We start from the raw sequence: 24,488 nt of genomic DNA, 5'->3' as shown, positions 1-24,488 counted from the left end.
GCACGGCAACCTGATCATTTATTTTGTCCAAAAAACACCTTATCCTTCAACACCCTCAAAGGCTGCATATCGCTATTTCCTACAATAACACGACTTGAATCAGAACGTAGGCAAGTTCCACCATAATGCCCTCCAACAGTAAAAGTACAGACTTGCAAATATTGATCTTCCACTTGTGGTAAGCACCAAAGTTGTTGATAGATACTATCTTGCTGACTAAACTGCCCATCGGTTGTGTCTAACATGGAATTATTTTCACCAATCAATTTAACGTTATCACCTCGGCGACCTGCAATTGGTTTTTGTGCATAGCCGTTTTGGATTAAGTTTGGTGTGAGATGAAAACTTGCCTCTAACAAATAACGATGATTAGGGAATAAAGACCAAAGCACAGGCAAAATCGCTTTGTTGCTTGGAATTGCCGTCCAAAGCGGTTCATAAACCAACACTTCAGGGCGAAGTAGTACATCAATTAACCGCACTTTATCTTCAGGATAACCTGTGCGAATAGGTGGAGCGACTTCCATTCCTGTTGCATCTTCACGAAGTTGTTCCAGCATGGTTTCCCATGCCCAGGTTTTCCAAACGGTTTGAATTTGGTTATTTTCATCATCAATCAGGCGACCACGATTATCCCAATGTAAGCCTTCTGTGCCATGAATAATTTTGGCTTGAAATCCCGCTTGCACTAATGCCTGTTGCATAAACATGGCGTGGTAATCTTCTTCATCATCGTGATCTTGCAGAATATGAACTAATTTTGAGGCTTGACTATGTTGCCAACAATCAGCTAACGCATTACGTAAGCCATCAGACGGATTTTTCCCCAATACTCCACCAGCTTGTTTTGCCCAGCGATTCATAATATCGCCCGCTTCAGCATGGCAAGAAGCTGAATCTGCATTATATTCATAGACTTTCAAACCTCGTTCACTCATACAGAAATCTAAACGACCAGTAATCGTCTGATAACGGCGATTTTGCCAAGAAAGTCGTAAACGAGGCCAAAGTAATTTAGGAATATTAAAATATTGCAACAGGTTATCATCTTTGAGTACTTTGTCTGTTGCATGCAGATACATCAAATGCAGTTCATTAGTGGCGTGAATTAATTCCTGTTGAGCGCTTTCAGACATAGCAAAATAGCGATATTGATCAGAATGACTGACTTTATGCCCGCCCATCGCCTTGATATAAGCCTCGTCAAATGGCTCATTTTCATTTAACCATTTCCCACTAAATTGACCGTGATTGTCAACATGATGAGCTTGTAACCGAAGTGCGGTTGATTTTGGGAAAGGTTGGGGTTCTGAAAATTCAGTGTCGTTCGTTTGAATCATCCAACCAAGAATTTTAGTATCATCAAAAGTATCTTGTATAAAATAACCTTGTTCTGAAACAATCATCGGCAATTCGCGTGTCCATTGCTGACCACTCGGCAAGCGGGAATGAATCACATTTTGCTCAGCGATTCGAATACGATCAGGCAACACCTCAGTGATAATTGCCACATGCCCCGTGTGTTTAAATTCTCCCCCATCTTGCCAAATTAATAAGGAACCTGCTTGAGGTTTACGTTTGCAACCATTAGCAAATGCCTGCAAAGGCAACAAGGCATCGTTCACCACTTGGCGTAAAAAACGTAAAGAAAAAATCTCGTACGCCATACCGACATCAGCAAACACAACGCCATGATTGAGATATAAATAACGACGTGCAAATTCCACACACTGCCATTTATAGCCCATATATTCTCGCCCTAGATAACTGCGAAATGCGGCATCATTCGGGAACTCTTTATCATCTGCAGTATTGTAATCAGAGGAATAAATTGCCACGCCACCAGGTGCATATCCAAGCAAGCTACCAAAAGGATCGTGGGTAATAATATTGGCTGAACGTTCTGTCATAGTATCTTCCGAGTAAAAATAAACGGAGTTAGTATAGATCTTTTATTTTCATTACGACAATCAATAAAAATTTTACCGCACTTTTTTCGTAGCAAATTTTTGATTTATCTCATCTTTTCATCAAAACATTCTTTACCATTTAACTTCTTAGATTAAAATGAACGTGCTTTTCGAGTATTCGAGAGTACACAATTTACTTTAACTTTAGATATCACAAGGGTTTCATTATGAAAGGATCAAAATGGCCTGTGGTTGCAGGTGCTGCACTTGGTATCATCGCTCCACTACTTACTTATAGCGGGAATCCCGGCAATATGGGATTCTGCGCAGCCTGTTTCTTACGCGATACAGCTGGCTCCATTGGCTTACATCAAGCCGCTCCACTTCAATATATTCGCCCCGAACTCATCGGATTAATTTTCGGTGCGTTAGTGAGTGCATTATTTGCAAAAGAATTCCGTGCTCGTGGTGGTTCATCGCCATTCATTCGCTTAATTTTAGGCGTATTTGCCATGATTGGCGCTCTAACTTTCTTAGGTTGTCCATGGCGCGCATATTTGCGTCTAGGCGGTGGCGATTTATCTGCGATTGCTGGTATTGTCGGTTTATTTGTCGGCGTACTAGGTGGAATTTTCTTTAGCAATCGAGGATTTTCGCTCGGTAAAGCAAAAGAACAAGCTCCTGTTACAGGCTGGATTTCTGTCATTATCGCGGGTTTATTACTTATTGGCGTTATCACTCAATTTAGTTTTGGCGAAGGCTTACCGCTTTATTTCTCACAAAAAGGCCCTGGCGCACAACATGCATTTTGGGCATTATCTTTATTGGGTGGGCTAATCGTAGGGGTATTAATGCAAAAATCACGTTTCTGCTCAATTGGCGCATTCCGTAATTTTATTCTATTCCGTGATTCTTCATTATTGAACGGTGTCATCGCTTTAGTGGTATTTGCTGCTATTACCAATGCTTTACTTGGTCAATTCCATTTAGGGTTTGAACAACAACCTGGTGCACATAATCAATATCTTTGGAACTTCCTCGGCATGGCACTTTGCGGCTTATGCTTCGCCCTTGGCGGTGGTTGTCCAGGCAAACATTTAGTTCATCTTGGTGAAGGCGATAATGACTCCGCTATTTTTGTGCTTGGTATGCTTTTAGGTGCAGCTGCTGCGCATCGTTTAAGCCTTGCCGCTTCAGGTGCTGGCATTGGTGAATTCACGACTTATGCTTTAGTGCTTGGATTTATATTCTGCGCCTATATTGGCTTTACCAAAAAATCCGCTTAATTCACTTTCTATCTGCACTCATCACGAGTGCAGATTTTCTTTTCCTTGCATTATCCCCCTTACAGTGTCAAACTCTCCGCACTTTTTAAAACTGTAAAAAATAATGACAAAAAAACGTAAAAACTTAATCAGCCAAGATCCGCATTACAAACGAGAACTGGAAAAATACGGCAATCCAATCCCAAGCCGTGAATTTATTTTAAGCGTTATTCGAGACAATAATGCACCGATGAATCGGGATGAAATTTTGACCGCACTTTCCATTCGAAATGAAGAGCAAATAGAAGCGATGCGTCGCCGATTACGCGCGATGGAAAATGATGGACAATTGGTGTTCACCAAACGTAAATGCTATGCCTTACCAGAAAAATTAGATTTATTTAAAGGCACGGTAATTAGTCATCGCGAAGGTTTTGGTTTTTTACAGGTCGATGGCAAAAAGGATGATTTATTCATTCCGAACCATCAAATGCAAAGAGTCATGCATGGAGATTTTGTCTTAGCTCAGCCTGCAGGATTAGATCGTCGTGGTCGCCGTGAAGTGCGAATTGTACGCGTATTAGAAAGCCGTAAAAAACAAATTGTGGGTCGCTTTTTCTTAGAAAACGGTTTTAGCTATGTCGTGCCTGATGACAGCAGAATTGGCCGAGATATTCTCGTGCCAAATGAACATCGTAATGGTGCTCGAATGGGACAAGTTGTCGTTGTTGAATTGCAAGAACGATCTGCTAGTTTTAACCAGCCAATTGGCGTGATCACTGAAATTCTAGGCGATAACATGGCGAAAGGAATGGAAGTGGAAATCGCCTTGCGTAACCACGATATCCCCCATAAGTTTCCAAGTACGGTGGAAAAATACGTCAAAAAATTCACTGAAGAAGTCCCAGAAGAAGCCAAAAAAGGCCGTGTGGATTTACGCCATTTACCGCTTGTAACCATTGATGGTGAAGATGCTCGCGATTTTGACGATGCTGTTTATTGTGAAAAACATGGCAAAGACTGGAAACTTTGGGTCGCGATTGCGGATGTCAGTTATTACGTACGTTTACGTTCCGCTTTGGATGTAGAAGCGCATAATCGTGGTAACTCGGTCTATTTCCCGAACCGAGTTGTACCAATGCTACCTGAAATTTTATCGAACGGCTTATGCTCTCTTAACCCTCAAGTGGATCGTTTGTGTATGGTGTGTGAGATGCAAATTTCAGCCAAAGGTAAGCTCACAGATTATCGCTTTTATGAGGCGGTGATGAATTCTCACGCCCGCCTCACTTATACCAAAGTAGCCAAAATGCTTGAAGGCGATGAAGAATTACGCTCTCGTTATTCTACGCTTGTGTCTCATTTAGAAGATCTTTATAAACTCTATCAAGCGTTGCTTGGTGCACGTCATCAACGTGGTGCGATCGATTTTGAAACCATTGAAACTAAGTTTATTTTTAATGCAATGGGGAGAATTGAGCGTATTGAACCCGTTGTTCGTAACGATGCTCACAAAATCATTGAGGAATGTATGATTCTTGCGAATATCGCAGCAGCCAATTTTATGGAAAAACATAAAGAGCCTGCGTTATATCGCATTCATGCCACCCCGAGCGAAGAAAAATTAACATCTTTCCGCACTTTCTTAAGTGAGTTTGGTTTAACTTTAGAAGGTGGCTTAAAACCAACCACAAAAGACTATGCTACTCTCTTAGAAAAAGTTAAAGAACGACCGGATCATGAACTTATTCAAACAATGTTGCTACGTTCATTAAGTCAAGCTGTCTATCACGCTGATAATATTGGGCACTTTGGTTTGGGTTTGGAAGAGTATGCACACTTTACTTCGCCAATTCGCCGTTATCCAGACTTAACACTTCATCGAGGCATCAAGTATTTACTCGCTAAAGAACAAGGCGCTAAACGTAAAACCACCGATACAGGCGGTTATCATTACTCTTTTGATGAAATGGATTTACTTGGCAATCACTGTTCAATGACGGAACGCCGTGCTGACGACGCCACTCGTGAAGTCGCAGATTGGTTAAAATGCGAATATATGCAAGATCATGTTGGCGGTGAATTTAGCGGTGTTATTTCATCTGTGACGGGGTTTGGTTTATTTGTACGCTTAGATGATTTATTCATCGATGGTTTAGTCCATATTTCCACCTTAGAAAACGATTATTACCAATTCGATGCAGCAAAACAGCGTTTAATTGGCGAAAATAGCGGGATGCAATATCGCTTAGGCGATAAAGTTCGCATCAAAGTTGAAGCGGTACATTTAGAAAATAAAATGGTCGATTTCTCGCTGATGGGGAGTGAACGTAAGCCTCATCGTGCGGGAAAAACCGCGAAAGAAAAAGCCAAGAAAGTCTTTAAAGAACGACCGTCTAAAACATCCCAGAAACGAAAAAGTGCAGTAAAAAAGAAAGAAGTTTCGAAGAAAATATCTAGAAAACGAAAATAATTCACTTCCAATTTTAAGAATGAATTAAAAATTCAAATAAGAAAAAGAGAAATTTATGTCAGAACAAATCTACGGCATTCATGCTGTTAATAGTATTTTAACCCATTCTCCAGAACGTTTAATTGAAGTCTTCGTACTTAAAGGCCGTGAAGATAAACGTCTACAGCCACTCTTAAATGAGCTTTATTCACTAGGAATTGGTGTGCAATTCGTTAATCGACAAACACTTGATAAAAAATCCGATGGTGAGGTTCATCAGGGTGTTATTGCTAGAGTACAAGCAGCAAAAGAACTTAATGAAAATGATCTTGATGAAATTCTTGCGAATAAACAAAATCCACTTTTATTAGTTTTAGATGGCGTGACAGATCCCCACAACTTGGGAGCATGTTTGCGAACAGCGGATGCAGCGGGCGCAGTGGCCGTGATCGTACCGAAAGATAAATCAGCACAATTAACATCTATCGCGCGTAAAGTTGCTTGTGGCGCAGCAGAAACTGTGCCATTAATTCGTGTAACCAATCTTTCTCGCACACTACGCGATTTACAACAAAACCATAATATTTGGGTGGTTGGCACTGCTGGCGAAGCAACTGAAACTATTTATCAAAGCAAACTGACAGGGCCACTAGCACTTGTCATGGGAGCTGAAGGAGAAGGAATGCGTCGTTTAACACGTGAACATTGCGATCAACTGATTAGCATTCCAATGGCTGGTTCAGTTTCATCATTAAATGTATCTGTCGCAACAGGGGTATGTTTATTTGAAATTGTACGTCAGCGTTTAGGTTCATAAGAAAAGTGCGGTAAATTTACCGCACTTTTTTAACACCTATTGTCTCGCTTGAACTTCTGCGTTGGCGTAATCAATGGTAACAACCTTACCAGGTAATAACGCACCAGATAGAATTTGTTGTGCCAAGCTGTTTTCAATCTCTTGTTGAATTGCACGTTTCAATGGACGTGCGCCATAAATTGGGTCGTAACCCACTTCACCAATGAAATCTAATAAAGCGTCGGTAAACACCAATTCATAACCACGAGTTTCCATACGTTTTGCTAAACGTTCTAATTGGATGCTTGCAATCGCACGGATATTTTCTTTACCAAGCGGATGGAATACCACTGTTTCGTCAATACGATTGATGAATTCCGGACGGAAATGTTGGCTAACAACCGACATCACTAAGGCCTTCATTTCGCTATAGCTTTCGTCTTTGCTGCCTTGGATTAAATCAGAACCCAAGTTAGAGGTCATGATCACCACCGTATTACGGAAGTCCACAGTACGACCTTGCCCGTCAGTTAAACGACCATCATCTAACACTTGCAACAAGATGTTGAACACATCCGCATGGGCTTTTTCAACTTCATCTAATAAGATCACTGAATACGGACGACGACGAACAGCTTCAGTTAAATAACCGCCTTCTTCATAACCAACATAGCCTGGAGGTGCCCCGACTAAGCGAGAGACACTGTGTTTTTCCATAAACTCTGACATATCGATACGCACCATCGCATCTTCACTATCAAATAAGAATTTAGCCAAAGTTTTGCAAAGCTCGGTTTTACCTACACCTGTTGGCCCTAGGAACAAGAAAGAACCAATTGGGCGATTAGGATCGGAAAGACCGGCACGACTACGACGAATCGCGTTTGCTACCGCATCAACCGCTTCTTCTTGACCAATCACTCGTCTATGTAGTTCATCTTCCATGCGCAAGAGTTTTTCTTTCTCGCCTTCCATCATTTTTGATACTGGGATGCCTGTAGCTTTAGAAAGTACTTCTGCGATTTCTTCATCTGTGACGCGATAGCGTAAAAGCGTCATTTCTTTTCCTTCGCTGGTTTCAGCTTGCTCAAGTTGCTTTTCAAGAGCAGGGATGCGGCCATATTGCAACTCTGACATTTTAGCTAAGTCACCCGCGCGACGAGCTTGTTCTAGTTCGGTTTTTGCAGTATCTAATTCTTGTTTAATATGTTGAGAGCCAGAAAGCGTTGCTTTTTCAGATTTCCACACTTCTTCAAGTTCGGCATATTCACGTTCTTTTTCAGCTAATTCTTTCTCTAACATTTCTAAACGTTTGCGACTTGCTTCGTCTTCTTCTTTTTGTAACGCCTGTTGTTCCAATTTTAGTTGGATAATACGACGTTCAAGACGATCAAGCGGTTCAGGTTTAGAATCTATTTCCATACGAATGCTAGACGCAGCTTCATCGATCAAATCAATCGCTTTATCTGGTAACTGACGATCAGAAATATAACGGTGTGAAAGCGTTGCCGCTGCCACGATTGCTGGGTCAGTAATATCTACGTGATGATGAATTTCATAGCGTTCTTTCAAACCACGTAAGATCGCAATGGTATCTTCTACACTAGGCTCGTCCACAAAGACTTTTTGGAAACGACGCTCAAGTGCGGCATCTTTTTCGATATATTGACGATATTCATCTAAAGTAGTTGCCCCCACGCAATGTAATTCACCGCGCGCTAAACTTGGTTTTAATAAGTTACCCGCATCCATCGCACCATCGGTTTTACCCGCGCCGACCATAGTATGAATTTCATCAATAAAGAGGATAACGCGACCTTCTTCTTTCGAAAGTTCATTGAGCACCGCTTTTAAACGTTCTTCAAATTCACCGCGGTATTTTGCACCAGCAATCAACGCCCCCATATCTAATGAAAGTACGCGTTTATTTTTCAAACCTTCTGGTACTTCACCATTTACGATACGTTGTGCCAAGCCTTCCACGATAGCGGTTTTACCTACACCTGGTTCACCAATTAACACTGGATTATTTTTGGTACGACGTTGTAATACTTGAATCGCTCGACGAATTTCTTCATCACGCCCAATCACAGGATCAAGTTTGCCACTTTCTGCACGAGCGGTTAAATCAATCGTATATTTTTCTAATGCTTGTCTGCTTTCTTCTGCATTTTGATCGTTCACGTTTTGTCCCCCTCTAATTTGCTGAATGGCTTGTGAAATTTGCTCTTTTTTCGCTCCGCACTTTTTCAAAATATCGCTGAGCGCTCCCCGTTCTTCTAAAGCTGCAAGCAAAAACAATTCGCTCGAAATAAATTTATCTTGGTTTTGTTGTGCAAATTTATCGCATAAATTAAGTAAATTAATGAGCTGGCGTGAAAGTTGTACATCACCGCCATTGCCAATCACTTGCGGCAATTTATTTAGTTCAGTCTTTAACTCATTACGCAATAAAGTTACATTTACGCCACTTGCAGTTAAAATTGGTGCAATCGAGCCGCCCTGTTGATTTAAAAGTGCGGTCAATAAATGCACGGGTTCAATAAATTGATTATCTTTTCCGATAGCAAGTGATTGTGCTTCGCTTAAAGCTTCTTGGAATTTTGTCGTAAATTTTTCAATGTTCATACATTTTCCTCAATTTGGTTTTGGCTTTCGCCGTTTGCCCAAATTAAGTAAGATCGTTTGAAAGGATTTCAAGAGAAAAATTGAAATATTTTTGATTTTATCTATCAATAAAAATTTGATGATAGGTTTCAACCCACCAAAATATCGAATAGTTGCACATCCCAATGCTCAGTGGGAAGATTTTCTACTTGCTGACATTGATGCGCTAAACCAACTGGAATAAAAGACTTATTTTGCCAATTCTGCAACGTGCGATCATAAAATCCACCGCCCATGCCAAGGCGATTTCCTTGTTTATCAAAAGCCACCAATGGCGTAAATAAAATATCCAGTTCATTTAATGGCAAAACATTTTGAACATTCAGCTTTGGCTCCCAAATACCAAACTGATTTGGTTTCATTGGCGTATCAGGTAAATAGCGTAAAAACAATAAATGATGTTTAGTAAAAGGATGTAAAACAGGCAAATACACATTTTTATTTTGCATCCACAGGGATTGGATTAAGGCCTTTGTAGAAATTTCACCATCAAAAGAAAAATATAATGCAATATTTTTGGCTTGTCGTTGATCGATAAGATTTAATGCCTGTTGAGTAACCGATTGTTCAGCTTGGTACTGTTGAAGTGCGGTTAAATTTGCGCGTATTTTTCGAATTTCAGCGCGGATTTGCTGGCGTTTTTGAATATTCATAGAAATGAAAGAAGAAGATAGGACCCAGAGTGCCGCTGCGGGCAGTAGTCCTTGAACCCGACGGTTCAAGGAAATCAGTTGATACCGTTTTCAGGTTTCTTAGCCCAATGAACGAGTCAAAGGTTAAGCCTACACACCAACGATAGGAAACCAATTTATAAGATTTAAAGTATCGGCTCAGGGACATAGCCTACTGACGAACACTCCAGGTAATTCTTATGGGTTTATACTAGCCCAAATTCTCAGTATTGACTAGCATTTATTTGTCAATTTTAACGAGTTGATTATAAAACGACAAAAGAGTGTGATAACACAAATTAGTTTTAGGTATTTCTCGATATTCGGAAGGGCTATCTAAAAAACATAGCGGTGATTTTTTTAATTACTGAACCGAATTAACTGTGTCTTCTAGTTTAAAAATCTCAGCTCAATTCCACCGCACTTTCCAATTTAATATTGTTCTTTATTTACACGGATATTTTCTAACGAATGATCTAATTGCTGAATACCCGTTCTCAATACCTCTTCAATTTTAGCCGCTTTATTTTTTTCTTGGCTTAATTCAAAACTCAAATTAAGCGCCACAATAGAAAGCACACGATCAAGCTGAATAAGGCCCGTCTTTTCTTTCATTTCGGAAACCAATATATCTAAATTACGGGCAGCTTGGCGCAATAACTCCTCTTGCTCAACGGGCACATTTAAACGCAAGACCTGACCCAAAACTAAAATTTCGACCAATTTTAACGACATTTGATTTCCTTAAATTAAATATTTGAGTGGCTGATATTATGCCATAGCAAAAAACGTTAGTCACAAATTTTACATTGAATCCGCCGTTCGCTCATCACCATAAATTACGCTATAATGCCCGCATTTTTCAGTTTAAAATGAGATTTTTATGGCCCAAATTGCAACAAATCCGCTTGTGCTAGTGGATGGTTCTTCTTATTTATATCGTGCATTTCATGCCTTTCCTCCTTTAACCAATGCAGCAGGTGAGCCAACGGGTGCGATGTATGGCGTTTTAAATATGTTAAAAAGCCTCATCTCACAAGTACAACCCACTCATATAGCCGTTGTTTTTGATGCAAAAGGGAAAACATTTCGTGATGAAATGTTTGAACAATATAAATCTCACCGCCCACCAATGCCTGATGATTTACGCAAACAAATTCAGCCTTTGCACGATATGATTCGTGCATTGGGGATTCCGCTTTTAGTGGTGGAAGGGGTTGAAGCTGATGATGTGATCGGCACGCTCGCACTACAAGCCTCTCGTTTGGGTAAAAAAGTGCTCATTAGTACTGGCGATAAAGATATGGCACAGTTGGTGGATGACAATATTATGCTCATCAACACCATGAATAATAGCTTATTGGATCGCGAGGGTGTGATTGAAAAATACGGTATTCCACCTGAACTCATCATTGATTATCTAGCACTCATGGGCGATAGTGCAGATAACATTCCGGGCGTTGCTGGCGTGGGCGAAAAAACTGCACTTGGTTTACTACAAGGCATCGGAAGTATGGCTGAAATTTATGCTAATCTTGAAAAAGTAGCGGAATTGCCGATTCGTGGGGCGAAAAAATTAGGTGAAAAATTATTGGCAGAAAAAAACAATGCCGATCTTTCTTATACATTAGCAACCATCAAAACCGATGTTGAACTTAACGTGACAACAGATCAATTGTTTCTTGGAGAAAGCCAAAACGATCAACTTATTGAATATTTTGCTCGTTATGAATTTAAACGCTGGCTTAATGAAGTGATGAATGGTGCTGATTCTATTACTCAAACCACTGAACAGCCAGTGAAAATGAACCAGTATCAAGCGACATCACCAGCTCAAAATTCGGTGGGAAATAGTGCAGTGGAAAATACGCCTAAAATTCAAATCGATCGTACAAAATATGAAACCTTGCTCACTCAAGCGGATTTAACCCGCTGGATTGAAAAACTCAATGCAGCAAAACTCATTGCAGTCGATACTGAAACAGACAGTCTTGATTATATGTCTGCGAATTTAGTAGGTATCTCTTTTTCTCTTGAAAATGGCGAAGCCGCTTATTTACCATTGCAATTGGATTATTTGGATGCGCCAAAAACACTCGAAAAATCGACCGCACTTGCGGCTATCAAACCCATTTTAGAAAATCCTGACATTCACAAAATTGGACAAAATATTAAATTTGATGACAGTATTTTTGCCCGTCATGGCATTGAATTACAAGGTGTTGAATTTGATACGATGTTGCTTTCTTATACGCTAAATAGTACGGGTCGTCATAATATGGACGATTTAGCTAAACGTTATTTAGGGCATGAAACTATCGCATTTGAAAGTATTGCAGGAAAAGGGAAAAGTCAGCTTACGTTTAATCAAATTCCATTAGAACAAGCCACAGAATACGCAGCAGAAGATGCTGATGTGACAATGAAATTACAACAAGCACTGTGGTTAAAATTGCAAGAAGAACCAATGCTTGTTGAATTGTATAAAACAATGGAATTACCATTACTTCATGTGCTTTCTCGTATGGAACGTACAGGCGTTTTGATTGATAGTGATGCCCTCTTTATACAATCTAACGAAATTGCTGCAAGATTAACCGCACTTGAAGAACAGGCTTACGCATTAGCGGGACAGCCATTTAATTTGGCCTCCACCAAACAATTACAAGAAATTTTGTTCGATAAACTTGGACTACCTGTTTTACAAAAAACGCCAAAAGGTGCGCCATCAACGAATGAAGAAGTATTGGAAGAATTAGCCTATAGCCACGAATTACCAAAAATTTTAGTTGAACATCGTGGCTTAAGTAAACTTAAATCCACTTACACGGATAAACTGCCTCAAATGGTCAATTCACAAACGGGCCGAGTGCATACCTCTTATCATCAAGCCGTCACGGCGACAGGACGCTTATCATCAAGTGATCCAAACCTACAAAATATTCCAATTCGGAATGAAGAAGGTCGTCGTATTCGACAAGCATTTATCGCGCGTGAAGGTTATTCTATTGTCGCCGCTGACTATTCTCAAATTGAGTTACGTATTATGGCGCATCTTTCGAGCGATCAAGGCTTAATTAACGCCTTCTCTCAAGGCAAGGATATTCATCGCTCTACGGCAGCTGAAATCTTCGGCGTATCATTAGATGAAGTCACCAGCGAGCAACGTCGCAATGCTAAAGCAATTAATTTCGGCTTAATTTATGGAATGTCCGCGTTTGGACTTTCACGCCAACTGGGTATTCCCCGTCCAGATGCACAAAAATACATGGATTTATATTTCCAACGCTACCCTGGCGTACAGCAATTTATGACCGATATCCGTGAAAAAGCGAAAGCACAAGGCTATGTGGAAACGCTATTTGGTCGCCGTTTATATTTACCTGATATTAATTCTAGCAATGCAATGCGTCGTAAAGGAGCAGAACGCGTAGCGATAAATGCACCGATGCAAGGCACGGCTGCGGATATTATTAAACGAGCGATGATTAAAATTGATGAAGTAATCCGTCACGATCCAGATATTGAAATGATTATGCAAGTACACGATGAATTAGTGTTTGAAGTGCGGTCAGAAAAAGTTGAATTTTTCCGTGAGCAAATTAAACAACACATGGAAGCTGCAGCTGAATTAGTTGTTCCATTGATTGTGGAAGTGGGTGTTGGACAAAATTGGGATGAAGCGCACTAAGGAATTTAATCATGAATAAAGTTATTAAAAGTCGCCACTTTACGGCAGAACGCGCTTGGGGAGCCCTCGATATTACCAATATGAATGGTATTTCGGTGCGTCTGCACTGGACAGATAAACCTTACAAATGGCATATCAATGACGGTGAAGAAGTCTTTGCTGTCATGGATGGTACGGTGGAAATGCGCTACAAAGAAGATGATCAAGAGAAAGCCGTATTGCTCCATACAGGTGATATTTTTTATGCGGGTATCGGTACCGAACATGTTGCTTATCCACAAGGTGAAGCGCGTATATTAGTCATAGAGAAAGAAGACAGTATTTAACAAATTAAAAAGAATTTTATGAATCAAGAAAGACTTAACGAAATTGAAAAACCATTACTCCACATCGTTAAACATGATGTTGTGCCAGCCCTAGGCTGCACTGAACCCATTTCTCTTGCGCTCGCATCTGCTACAGCGGCGAAATATTTGGGCAAAACACCTGAACGCATTGAAGCTAAAGTCTCACCTAATCTCATGAAAAATGGATTGGGTGTTGCAGTGCCAGGAACAGGTATGGTGGGATTACCCATTGCTGCGGCAATTGGCGCATTAGGCGGTAATCCAGATGGCGGTTTAGAAGTATTAAAACATATTACGCCAGAGCAAGTTACTGCCGCCAAGAGTATGCTTGAACAAAAATTAGTGAGTGTAGATATTCATCAAACCGAACATATTTTATATTCAGAATCAACATTGTTTGCCGATAATGATTACGTGAAAGTAGCAATTCAAGATCAGCATACCCATGTTATTTTGATCGAAAAAAATGGTGAAATCATTTTTCAGAAAGTGGAAGATGAATGTACTCATTGCGATCCTTATGAGGTTTTTAAACAAATTAGTGCACGCGAGATTTTTGAATTTTCCAATGCGGTTGAATTAGAAAAAATTCGTTTTATTAGTCAAGCTGCAGACCTTAATCGGGCACTTTCAGATGAAGGTTTGCGAGAAAATTATGGGTTGCATATTGGCCGCACATTGAGAAAACAAGTGGGTAGCGGTTTAATTTCTGATGATTTGCTAAGCAAAATTATGATTGAAACCACCGCCGCATCAGATGCAAGAATGGGCGGAGCAACTTTGCCAGCGATGAGCAATTCTGGTTCGGGCAATCAAGGAATTGCGGCAACGATGCCTGTTGTCGTTGTTGCAGATTATCTCAAGGTGAGTGAGGCAACACGAATCCGCGCACTTTTCTTATCCCACTTAATGGCCATTTATATTCATAGTAAATTACCAAAACTCTCCGCACTTTGTGCTGTGACTACAGCATCAATGGGAAGCTGTGCAGGTATTGCTTATTTACTCACAGGCAAATTTGAAACAGCCAGCATGAGCATCTGTAGCATGATTGGCGATATTAGTGGCATTATCTGTGATGGTGCCGCCAATAGCTGTGCAATGAAAGTCTCCACCAGCGTTGCTTCAGGCTATAAATCGGTACTTATGGCAATGGATGAGACCCATGTTACTGGCAATGAAGGTATTGTCGAACATGATCTTGATCGAACTATTGATAATCTCTGCGCTATTGCATCAAAAAGTATGCAACATATCGACAGACAGGTTATTGAAATCATGGTGAGTAAACCTTGTCCTTAATGAAAATAAAGTGCGGTAAAAAATAAAGAAATTTCAATTTCATTGGCTTTATCGTAAACAAAAGGGTTGAGTATAAATTTATACTCAACCCTTTATCTTCATTAAGAGACAATATTATTTATCACTTTCTTTTTCGTGCGGATTGCCTTTTACACCAATATGAGAAATTTCCCCATTAGCATCAATCAAATAAGCTTGGCCAAAACCTCTTACAAAACGGCCTGTTCCAAACGTAAGTTCAACTAAATCAAAATCAGTAAATTCACGAATCGTTTTAATTCCGCCCACATCATTCATAGTTTCGGCTAATTTATCTAAAACTTTTTCAACAATTGGATTTTCACGAGGAATAAAACGTGCACTTGCCTTATAACGTAAACGAGTACGTACAATAATTGATTTCGCTTTGCTTTCATCCTCTAAAAACATCACTTCCGCTTGATTCGGATTGCGTTTTAAATTGTCATAATGCTCTGCAATGGCACTGATATAAATATAATATTTTCCATCAAGCGAAATAATTGGCGCATAAGATGCCATCGGTGAGCCATCTTTATCTAAAGTGGCAAGCACACAGCTTTTAAACTCTTGACGAAATTCATCAATTTTAGCTTTGATACGATCGTAATTTGCAACTGGTTTATTTTCTACACAAAGATTGATGATCGCTTGTTTAATTGAACCTTCGTCAGCTTGTTGCGGAAATTCTACGCGTAATGTTTTGCCATCATTATATTTAAAATCTAAACCACCAAAATCTACATTAACTAATGTCACATCCGTAATTTCATTTACACCACCAAATTTTTTACAAAGGGCAGCCATATCATCTTGGTGATGATCATTCATGTGAGCGATAATTCTATTGAAATCCATTTTTATTCCTTATATTTACGATTAATCTCATTATTCTACGGATTCTCTTCCGTGAGGAATAATGTTGAGCATTATACTCAAGTAAAATATATTTAACAAAAAAATAACATTTGAATAATAAAAAACAGAACTATTTTAACGCACGCTGGCTAAAACAGCTGCGTTGTAAGGGTTGCCCTTGGCTTAATGCGTGAGCGTTTCAACACACATCTACCCGAAGCTGGCTGCTCGAGCTTGCCAACCAACGTATGCGAAAGTATGAGCTGTTTCAATACTCAGCCACCCGAAGGTGGCTGCATACGAAAAAATGTGCCGTATTCTTGCCAGACATCGTTTCAACACACAGCCGCGCGGAGGCGGCTGCCTGCAACAGCTCGATTGGTGTCATCATCAAACAAGCTGTTTCAACACACAGCCGCGCGGAGGCGGCTGCGTCTATTCTTTCCACTTCTCGCCATTTTAGATCATGTTTCAACACACAGCCGCGCGGAGGCGGCTGCTTTTCGGAAGATTGCGATTTTACGCTGACTTTTCTGTTTCAACACACAGCCGCGCGGAGGCGGCTGCCTTATCTCACAGCTCACTTGCGCAACGATTAGATGTTTCAACACACAGCCGCGCGGAGGCGGCTGCAAACGAATTTTTATTTTTTATCATTCACACATCGGGTTTCAACACACAGCCGCGCGGAGGCGGCTGCGAGACATAAGTTATGGCAAAAAACTTAATCCGATGTTTCAACACACAGCCGCGCGGAGGCGGCTGCAGGCTTGCACCCGCACTTCCTCCGCCTTTATTGGAGTTTCAACACACAGCCGCGCGGAGGCGGCTGCCTCGTTTTTGGCTGTCGTCTAAATTGCGTTCCTCAGTTTCAACACACAGCCGCGCGGAGGCGGCTGCCGCCCCCGAATATCGAGATCAAAATCATCCCTATGATGTTTCAACACACAGCCGCGCGGAGGCGGCTGCATTAATCCGGCTACTGGATTGCCAGCATCTAATGGTTTCAACACACAGCCGCGCGGAGGCGGCTGCTACATTGCGGACAAGTCGTTTCTAGGGCTAAATCGTTTCAACACACAGCCGCGCGGAGGCGGCTGCCTTATTAATTCCGTCAGGTGTTTCATAACCAAAAGTTTCAACACACAGCCGCGCGGAGGCGGCTGCTATTGCCTGATTTCTTTTATTCGTTAGGGCATACCGTTTCAACACACAGCCGCGCGGAGGCGGCTGCCTAAATTTTATGGTGTTGGAAACATTTTTAGGTGGTTTCAACACACAGCCGCGCGGAGGCGGCTGCAATGCTGCGGCGGCAATAGCGAATCCTGTTGTAGAGTTTCAACACACAGCCGCGCGGAGGCGGCTGCCCCCTACATAAAAAAGCAAGAAAAATCAGCGTATTAAACACCGTATTTCGCTAACTGATTTTATGATAAGGAGTTTAGTAAGTATAACGGCCATATCGTCGTTATACAAATAGATTAATTCATCCAAATTGTTAAAGAAAATAAGGATCGCTATCCCATCAGGGTTTTAATGAGAACACCAGGTTAGCGAACTAAATGACAAGCACATCTTTAAATACATCCACTGCCGGTTTTGCCCCATGATGCTCCACTTTATTACGCCACTTACTTCCTAAATGGTAAAAACGCAGGCTGTCACATGTAGAGTCGTAGGTTTCCAACAGTTTGTTTTTCAACATAACCCATTGATCAGGCGTGACATCGCATTCAAATACCGAATATTGTGCCCGAACCCCGTAATCTAAGCAATGTTTTGCGATGCGGCGCAATCGCGCTTGCCCGTTTGGATCGTCAAAAGAAATGTCGTAAGTAATCAGAATTAACATAGTTTATCTCATCAAAAACGGCGGATATTCTGCCAAATCTCCGCGTAAGTGCCGCGCCAACAGCATAGCCTGAATATACGGCAGCAGCCCGATTTCCACTTCTTCGCCCAAAAACGGATGAACGATTTTCTCCTGCTTTTTCGCCTGCAAAGTTTGGAACAACAGCTTACGCGCATCGGCTTTCAGGCTCACCGCACCGCTCGCCTCGGTAACAAAATCCTGCGGTTTGATTTGCCCTCGGTTAATCAGCGACAGCACCAACCTATCCGCCCACCACGCGCGGAACTCTTCCAAAATATCCTGAGCCAAACTGTCGCGACCCGGTCGGTCGGCGTGCAGAAAGCCCATCTGCGGATCCAGCCCCACGCCTTGTAGCGCACCGCTGATGTCCTTGCCCAAAATGCTGTACACAAACGATAACAGCGCATTCACCCCGTCTCTGGGCGGGCGGCGGTTGCGCCCGTCAAAAGAAAAACCGCTTTTTTCGCTCAAAAGCTGCCCGAACACGCCGAAATAACGCGCCGCCGCATCCCCCTCAATGCCGCGCACCACGTCCAGTTCCGCCGCGCCCTTCAACTGCCTCAGCGAAATATTCAAAGAATCGACCGCACTTTGAATCGCCAAATTCTCGCCGTAATTGCGAATCTGCCGCTGAAGCACCCGTTTACTCGCCTGAATCTTCGCCGCAATGATATTGCGCGCAATCGGCACGGGATTTTGCTCCGACACCCGATACTGCGTCCGACGCAACAACACATTGCCGCTCTGCCGCCCCTGAAGCCGCCCCAAGAAACGTCCGTTTTCGGTAAAAAATGCCAAATTCACATTATTTTCGCCACAAAACCCTAGCAAAAACGGCGATACCAGCACATTCCCAAAACAGAAAATATGCCCGATGGAATGCACCGGCAATTGCGCCACCTTCTTACGCTCCTGCTCCACTACCAGCGTCTCCCGCTCCTTATGTAGATAGCTGCCTTGAGTGGTGATGTAGAGCGTGTTTTGCAGTTTACGCATGGGAGGCTCCTTAGGGTTTGATTCTGCTTTTGTTTGAGGATTAGCTGAAAATTAGGTATCTACATTTATTTACTAATAATCAAAAAGGTCAATTTCATTATTAGGAATAATACTATCTAATTTATCAAATTCAGCTTGCAAGAAAATAGATGTGTTCTTCAATATATTTAACATACTCGGGCTATTTACCCAGTCGTAATTCCACAAACTTATCTGACTATTCTTTAATTCACATATTTTTTCTGAAAATTTAAAATAACTTAAATTATCTTTCAACATCCTTTGCAGCCAAATTTGTGCAAATCCTGAGTTAGGCATTTTGCTTAATTTTTCATGAACTAATAAAGATATATGCTTGCTATCATCCAATTCTGAAAGTAATTTACTAATAATTGCGCAGCACACTGGTATTACTTTCGGATTATGGTATGCAATATCAGTAGTAATGCTAATAAGTTGTTCTATATCGTACACTTTTCTTTTTTTATTTCTAATTTTCTCTATCTGTTTATCAAATTTATTCAATGCGGCATTTAAACTACCGGAATTAGCATAATTGATACTATGCTGTCTAATAAGCAAAAGTTGCTTTTGCAAACCGATTCGATTATTTTGAGGAATAGCCAACCAAGCCAGTTTGTCCTTTTTTATTGATTGAGTAATAACATCTTGACTTCCTTTTGTTTTACTTGCATTTAACTTAAATCCAAACGGCATCATAATACCAGACAGTATTTTTAGAATTCTTTCACCATCATTATGATTACAAACAAAAATTCGATAATCATCACGATAACGTAAGATTTGATAATTCGTTATTTTTTGCTTCTTTAAGAAAGCGCCCAGAATCCTGTCAATGTAACCCAATATGATTTCGGCTATAAAATCCATTAAAACAGAACCTTGTGGAATGCCGTTTGTTTGCTGGTTTTGTGCATTTTGAATGCTTTTATCAATAAAATTACCTAACAAATCATTTTTTCTATTTTCTTTAGCGATTTTCTTGCCTTCTACCGCCCATGCAATCGAATGCGTATATATTGAACCATAACAGTCCGCCACATCTGTATCAAAAACGTAGTCATATTCCAATGAGAGCAAAATAGACTGCTGTTCTACTTGTTCCCACCAATTTGAAATTTGCTGAGCTTTGTCAGATTGTTTACTTTCTGATTGAACGGGTATGCTTAAGCATTTTATTTTTTCATTTTTACTAAATTTCTTAAATCTTGCTTGTAGCTTTTCCCAATTTTTCTGTTCGGTAATTTTATGTACCAATGCCACATATACTAAAGGATTTATAATCTGAAATGGTCTCCATGATAATTTACCATCTTTGTTGGCATATAAAAGATAATTCACATCATCTAAATTAGTCATTGCCTTTATATTCGCCAAACTTCCTAACTCTTTTCCTAAATATTTATTAGATATTCTTTCTAATAATTCAGAGAATGAAAAATATTTTGGCAAATCAATGTTGCAATAGCTTTCATGTTTTAAAAAGAATTTCCTTGCTTCATTAGCGCTCAATTCTAAAATGTTTTTTCTACTCATTTTTTTGTTTATTCCATCATCAAAATACTTAAACTACACAATTGTTTACTTTTTAATTTTCTCTAAACAACCCCTCCACATACCCCACACTCCTATCCCGCTTCCCCAGCAACTCCGGCTGGCAAATCTCCACCAGTGAGCAGGCTTTGCAGCGTTTGCCGTAGTCGGGCGGCGGAGTTTGGCCGCTGTTTAGGAGATCGCGGACGGCGGCGATGGTGGCGAGTGTTTGGGCGCGCAGGTCGTCTGAAAACACGACGGGAACGCGGTGGCGGGTTTGCATATACCACAGCGCGCCCTCAGAGACGATTTGCCCCGTCATTTCTTCCAAGCACAAGCCTTGAGCGCAAAGCTGGATTTCGTCCATCGGGTCGGGTTTTGGTTTGCCGCGTTTGTATTCCACGGGTTTCAGGCGGCCTGTTTTCGTGTCCACTTCCACCAAATCCAACACGCCGCTGATGCCCAGTTTCTCCGCCGACACACGCACCGTCCGCTCAAAACGCACGCCCTTGCGCGTTTCCGGCTCGCCCGAATCCACCCGCTCATGCAGCGCCTTGCCCTGCGCGGTCAGATAGTTCTCCGCCCACGCCTGCTCGTTATGAATCAAGGCACATTGGCGCGGACAGAAGGCGTAGTGTTGAAGTGCGGAAAGGGGAATCAGGCGCGTGTCCTGATTTTCCCCTTGGGTTTCGGTTAAAAGTGCGGTCATCTTTTTAAGTGTTTTTACAGCAACTCTTCCACACTCACGCCATTCAGGCCGTCTGAAACTACGCTGATTTTGTAATCGTCAAAACCGCTTGCGGGCGTACCTGATTCGCCGTTTACGCGTTCGACTTTCACGGTGTCAAACAGTTTATGTGCAGGCTGGCTGCCGAGTACGCTGTCGTGTTTGAAGACAATCAATTTGCGCGCCGCCATTTCGCCACGGGCGGCGGAGCGGTCGTGTTCAAACATCAGCGTCAGGGCTTGCCAGAGTTTGGCTAAATCGTCGTCTGAAAAACCGGTTTTGGCGGCAAGGTTGGCGGAGATAAAGCCGTGCACGCGGTAGAGCGCGTAAGGGACGATGTATTTGCGCCCCATGGTGCGTTCTTTTTCCAAGTCTTTTTCGTTGGTTACCGCCATGCGGGTGATGGAAACTTCCAGTGGCACAATCGGGTCGATGGATTGGGCAAACGCCAGTTGTACCGGGCCGCGCACTTGTCCGCTGTTGACTTCGGTAGTCATCACCGCGCCGAAGGTACGGATATCAAAGAAGTTTTTGCACATCCACGCGGTAATATCGCGGGCTTTGGCTTCGTCTTTTGGTAGTTTTTTGGCTTCCGACTCAATGCCAAGCGCCTCATAAGCGCGTTTGTTTTGCAGGTTTAACACGCTTTTTTCTTTGACGTAGATTTCGTAACCGGCTTCGTTTTCGCTGCTGATTTCTACAAAATTACGGATTTTGCGTTTCAGGCAAACATCGGTTACCAAGCCTTTGCTGGATTCGGGATCAAGGCGCGGCATATTGCCCGCATCAGGGTCGCCGTTAGGATTGCCGTTGGTTACATCAAAAAAGTAAACAAATTCATAGCGGTTTTGAATGGCAGACATTTTCTGGCTCCTTAGTTTTCAATAGTTTCAGCGGTTTCTTTTTTAGCAAAATAGCTTTGTTTTTGGTGGTAATAGCCGATAGCAAAGCGGCCTTGCTCGTCAATGCTCAAATGGCGTGGAAAGGTTTCGGGCAATTTGGCAATGATTTCGCCCAAATCTTTATCCAAATTCACCGCCATACCGGCTTTGTCTTTACGCAGGCGCGATAAATGGTGTTTTGCACCCGACAAAAGACGTGGAAAAACGGAAAACGGCACGGCGGAGGCAGAGCCGTAATAGCGGTCGGCAATGCCGGCATTTAATTCGCCCAACGCCTGATATTGAATGCGCTCCAACACGGCAAACAGCCGCCCTAAAAGATAGGCGCGATTCGGGCTTTCATTGTTCAAACTCATAGGAACTCCTTCTTCGATAAAACCTTTTCTAAAACGCCGCTCTAATACGGCTTTCATCATTGCCACGCGCAGGCCGTTCACGTCGCCGTCGGCACGGATTCGGGTAATCAGTTGCGACAGCAAACTTAAAGGATACGGCGTGCCGCAAATCACGGCGCGGGTCATTTCACCAGCCAATACGGGCGAGATGTTTTCGCTTTTGCCCAGCACGGCAGTTTGCAATAAGAGTCGCCAAATAGACGGCGGCGTTTTCCATGCACAAGGCTCAACGGCTAAATCTTGCCAATGCTGTGCCAAATTTTCCGCCAGCTGCCCAAAGGTGGTGTCCAGCCAAAACCGAACAGAAATCCGTGCGGCATTAGGGGCAAGCCCTAAGATATAAAAACGGGTATTGGCAGAGAGTTCGGGCGCAATTTCTTGCAGCGGACGACCTTTGCCCATTTGTTCCAATACGTTGAAAACTTTGGCGCTTTCTTGTTCATCATCCGGCGGTGTGAACACGTGCGCGAAGAAGCCTTCGGCAGCCTGCGCCGTTGCGTTATCGTCGGCTTCCGCCCAAAAGACCGTGCTCGCGTCGCCGATGGTCAGGCAGTGATTGTTTTCGCGGCGCAACAGATAGTTCAGCGCGGTGGTGTAGGCAAAGGCGGATTGTTCGGAAACAGGGGCATTTGCGCCTTGTTCCTTGCCGAAAGAGGCAAAGGCTTCTTTGTTGAACGAAATAATCGAGCCGCCGGAGCTTTGTCCGCCAAACACGCCTTTAATCGCTGGATGCAGCCGTGCAATCGGGGCGGTATCGCCGCTAATCAGGCACAAACCCTCGAGTGCTTCATCGCCTTTCAAGCAGCCTGCCCACAAGGTTTGTGCAGCTTCGCGTTTATGGATAAGTGCGGTCGTTTTTTCAAGAGAAAATGCGATGTTGGCATCGAGCATTTCAGCAGGAAGGTTTTCGGCAGCAAAATGTGCAGGCTGCCAGTGTTGCAGAAAACGGCACAAGGCTTGTAAGCCTTCATCTTCACTGTTTTGCAGTAAATCGAGATGGTATTGCTTGAAGGCGTCAAAAGTTTTTTCAGACGGCGTAAACGGTTTTTCTTTGGCTTCGGCTTTGTTTTTATTGGCTTCCACGCCAAGCGCGTAGGCGGTTTTGTCCCACAAAAAATTCGGTTTGATACCCGACGTGCGTTTTTCAGGGCGCGGCACGCTCATCAGCTTCGGCTGCGGCTTTTTATCGGCAGTCAGATTCGGCACAGCGGTTTTCAGACGGCCTTCTTTATCCAACACCAAAATCCAGCCGATTTTCTCCTCGCTAAAGCCATAAGGCGGCACTTTCGGGTTGCCCATTTCATCGTTTTCCGCTGCCAAACGGCGGTAATAGCGGGCAAGGGACGCAAGAATCATGCTTTCACCTCCTCGGCGTAAAACGGCGGCACATCAATTACGCCGTCTTTCATTTGTGCACGGAAAAAATGCGGCGTGTTGCCGTGGTCAAAATCAATGTCGTGCAGCATCCAGCCCAAATCGCGGTTTGCCTCGCTTTCCGATAAATCGGACGGCGGCAGCGGTTCGCCCTCGTCAATCAAGGCAAAATCGGCAGGAAACTCACGCACGCCCAAACAAGGCTGCTGAAAGCATTGCCCTTTTTTCGCACGGCGTTTGAACATTTCAATATGCTTGGTAACGGTCTCATCCGCCCCCGCTTTTGGCGTCAGCACCGCATGGGCTTCAATCACATAAGCCACGTCTTTAAGCACCGTCGCCGCGCGCTGCTGGCGGTCGTCTTCAATCAGCGTATATAAATCGGCAACGCTCTTACGTTTCATCGCCCCGCTGACCTTACCCGCCGAAATCTTGCCGCCCAACTCATTGCGCCGCACCGACTCAAAGCGAATCGGTTTCAACACATAAATCTTATCAATCACCCACCGAATCGCAGGCTTCCAATGCACCGCCGCCAAAATCCCGCGCGCCGCCGACGGCGTGATGACATCATAAGACACCCGCTCCACCTTCATCTCCGGACGGGTAAAACAGGCATAATCGCCCCAAACGTGTAGGCGGATTTGGTTCATTTGGTTCTCCTATTAATTTTTATTAATATATCCCCCT

18 protein-coding genes, 1 other RNA gene and 1 CRISPR repeat array are annotated in these 24,488 nt (G+C 42.6%); of the genes, 6 read left to right on the top strand and 13 right to left on the bottom strand.

The features are described from left to right. Window positions 1-14: 14 nt before the first annotated feature. On the bottom strand, window positions 15-1,910 hold the full coding sequence (gene gss, locus A8M50_RS07415) for a bifunctional glutathionylspermidine amidase/synthase (protein WP_005647157.1): 1,896 nt from the start codon (window positions 1,908-1,910) through the stop codon (window positions 15-17). A gap of 227 nt (window positions 1,911-2,137) precedes the next feature. Between gss and yedE the strand changes: the two genes are divergently transcribed. The 3 genes from yedE to rlmB all read left to right on the top strand — a co-directional run bounded on the left by yedE (window position 2,138) and on the right by rlmB (window position 6,444). Continuing rightward, window positions 2,138-3,196, top strand: coding sequence for a YedE family putative selenium transporter (gene yedE, locus A8M50_RS07410; RefSeq protein WP_005646952.1), 1,059 nt, complete (start codon window positions 2,138-2,140; stop codon window positions 3,194-3,196). A gap of 103 nt (window positions 3,197-3,299) precedes the next feature. Further along, window positions 3,300-5,648, top strand: coding sequence for a ribonuclease R (gene rnr / locus A8M50_RS07405; protein WP_005647111.1), 2,349 nt, complete (start codon window positions 3,300-3,302; stop codon window positions 5,646-5,648). A 55-nt stretch (window positions 5,649-5,703) separates the two neighbouring features. Beyond that, a complete protein-coding gene (gene rlmB / locus A8M50_RS07400) occupies window positions 5,704-6,444 on the top strand; it encodes a 23S rRNA (guanosine(2251)-2'-O)-methyltransferase RlmB (RefSeq protein ID WP_005646937.1) in 741 nt (246 codons plus the stop codon). A gap of 36 nt (window positions 6,445-6,480) precedes the next feature. On the opposite strand, the gene clpB is transcribed toward rlmB, so the two are convergent. From clpB to A8M50_RS07380, 4 genes are all read right to left on the bottom strand, one after another. Further along, on the bottom strand, window positions 6,481-9,051 hold the full coding sequence (clpB, locus tag A8M50_RS07395; RefSeq protein ID WP_005647082.1) for an ATP-dependent chaperone ClpB: 2,571 nt from the start codon (window positions 9,049-9,051) through the stop codon (window positions 6,481-6,483). A gap of 128 nt (window positions 9,052-9,179) precedes the next feature. Then, window positions 9,180-9,743 (bottom strand): 5-formyltetrahydrofolate cyclo-ligase, encoded by a 564-nt coding sequence (locus A8M50_RS07390; RefSeq protein WP_005646922.1) that lies wholly within the window; start codon window positions 9,741-9,743, stop codon window positions 9,180-9,182. Window positions 9,744-9,760: 17 nt separating this feature from the next. Further along, window positions 9,761-9,958, bottom strand: a non-coding RNA gene (ssrS, locus tag A8M50_RS07385) — 6S RNA. Between the two features lie 235 nt (window positions 9,959-10,193). Next, a complete protein-coding gene (locus A8M50_RS07380; protein ID WP_005632126.1) occupies window positions 10,194-10,496 on the bottom strand; it encodes a cell division protein ZapA in 303 nt (100 codons plus the stop codon). A 148-nt stretch (window positions 10,497-10,644) separates the two neighbouring features. Between A8M50_RS07380 and polA the strand changes: the two genes are divergently transcribed. From polA to A8M50_RS07365, 3 genes are read left to right on the top strand one after another with little or no spacing between them, the layout of a single operon-like run. Continuing rightward, window positions 10,645-13,452, top strand: coding sequence for a DNA polymerase I (gene polA, locus A8M50_RS07375; RefSeq protein WP_005647110.1), 2,808 nt, complete (start codon window positions 10,645-10,647; stop codon window positions 13,450-13,452). Window positions 13,453-13,463: 11 nt separating this feature from the next. Next, window positions 13,464-13,778, top strand: a complete 315-nt coding sequence (locus A8M50_RS07370; protein WP_005647117.1) for a cupin domain-containing protein — start codon at window positions 13,464-13,466, stop codon at window positions 13,776-13,778. Between the two features lie 18 nt (window positions 13,779-13,796). Beyond that, window positions 13,797-15,101, top strand: coding sequence for an L-cysteine desulfidase family protein (locus A8M50_RS07365; RefSeq protein ID WP_005646963.1), 1,305 nt, complete (start codon window positions 13,797-13,799; stop codon window positions 15,099-15,101). A gap of 114 nt (window positions 15,102-15,215) precedes the next feature. Here the strand turns inward: A8M50_RS07365 and A8M50_RS07360 are convergent, their stop codons facing one another. From A8M50_RS07360 to cas5c, 8 genes are all read right to left on the bottom strand, one after another. Further along, the gene (locus A8M50_RS07360) at window positions 15,216-15,977 is read right to left on the bottom strand and encodes a HugZ family heme oxygenase (protein ID WP_005647054.1); all 762 of its coding nucleotides are present in this window, start codon (window positions 15,975-15,977) and stop codon (window positions 15,216-15,218) included. A 265-nt stretch (window positions 15,978-16,242) separates the two neighbouring features. After that, a CRISPR array of direct repeats spans window positions 16,243-17,344; the repeat unit is 32 nt; unit sequence GTTTCAACACACAGCCGCGCGGAGGCGGCTGC. Window positions 17,345-17,535: 191 nt separating this feature from the next. After that, complete coding sequence (gene cas2, locus A8M50_RS07355) at window positions 17,536-17,829, bottom strand: CRISPR-associated endonuclease Cas2 (RefSeq protein WP_005647032.1); 294 nt, start codon at window positions 17,827-17,829, stop codon at window positions 17,536-17,538. Window positions 17,830-17,832: 3 nt separating this feature from the next. Then, window positions 17,833-18,846: a type I-C CRISPR-associated endonuclease Cas1c gene (cas1c, locus tag A8M50_RS07350; protein WP_005647126.1), complete on the bottom strand. Its 1,014-nt coding sequence runs from the start codon at window positions 18,844-18,846 to the stop codon at window positions 17,833-17,835. A gap of 72 nt (window positions 18,847-18,918) precedes the next feature. Next, window positions 18,919-20,403: an RNA-directed DNA polymerase gene (locus A8M50_RS07345; protein WP_005646965.1), complete on the bottom strand. Its 1,485-nt coding sequence runs from the start codon at window positions 20,401-20,403 to the stop codon at window positions 18,919-18,921. Between the two features lie 52 nt (window positions 20,404-20,455). Continuing rightward, window positions 20,456-21,109 (bottom strand): CRISPR-associated protein Cas4, encoded by a 654-nt coding sequence (gene cas4, locus A8M50_RS07340; protein ID WP_005647080.1) that lies wholly within the window; start codon window positions 21,107-21,109, stop codon window positions 20,456-20,458. A 14-nt stretch (window positions 21,110-21,123) separates the two neighbouring features. Beyond that, complete coding sequence (cas7c, locus tag A8M50_RS07335) at window positions 21,124-21,990, bottom strand: type I-C CRISPR-associated protein Cas7/Csd2 (RefSeq protein ID WP_005646890.1); 867 nt, start codon at window positions 21,988-21,990, stop codon at window positions 21,124-21,126. 11 nt (window positions 21,991-22,001) lie between these two features. Further along, the gene (cas8c, locus tag A8M50_RS07330; RefSeq protein ID WP_005646984.1) at window positions 22,002-23,780 is read right to left on the bottom strand and encodes a type I-C CRISPR-associated protein Cas8c/Csd1; all 1,779 of its coding nucleotides are present in this window, start codon (window positions 23,778-23,780) and stop codon (window positions 22,002-22,004) included. Continuing rightward, window positions 23,777-24,451 (bottom strand): type I-C CRISPR-associated protein Cas5c, encoded by a 675-nt coding sequence (gene cas5c, locus A8M50_RS07325; RefSeq protein ID WP_005646893.1) that lies wholly within the window; start codon window positions 24,449-24,451, stop codon window positions 23,777-23,779. Before cas5c ends, cas8c begins: the two co-directional genes overlap by 4 nt. Window positions 24,452-24,488 lie beyond the last annotated feature (37 nt).

The organism is Haemophilus haemolyticus (assembly GCF_001679045.1).
GTDB lineage: Bacteria > Pseudomonadota > Gammaproteobacteria > Enterobacterales > Pasteurellaceae > Haemophilus > Haemophilus haemolyticus.
This window is presented reverse-complemented; position numbering and strand designations above follow the sequence as displayed.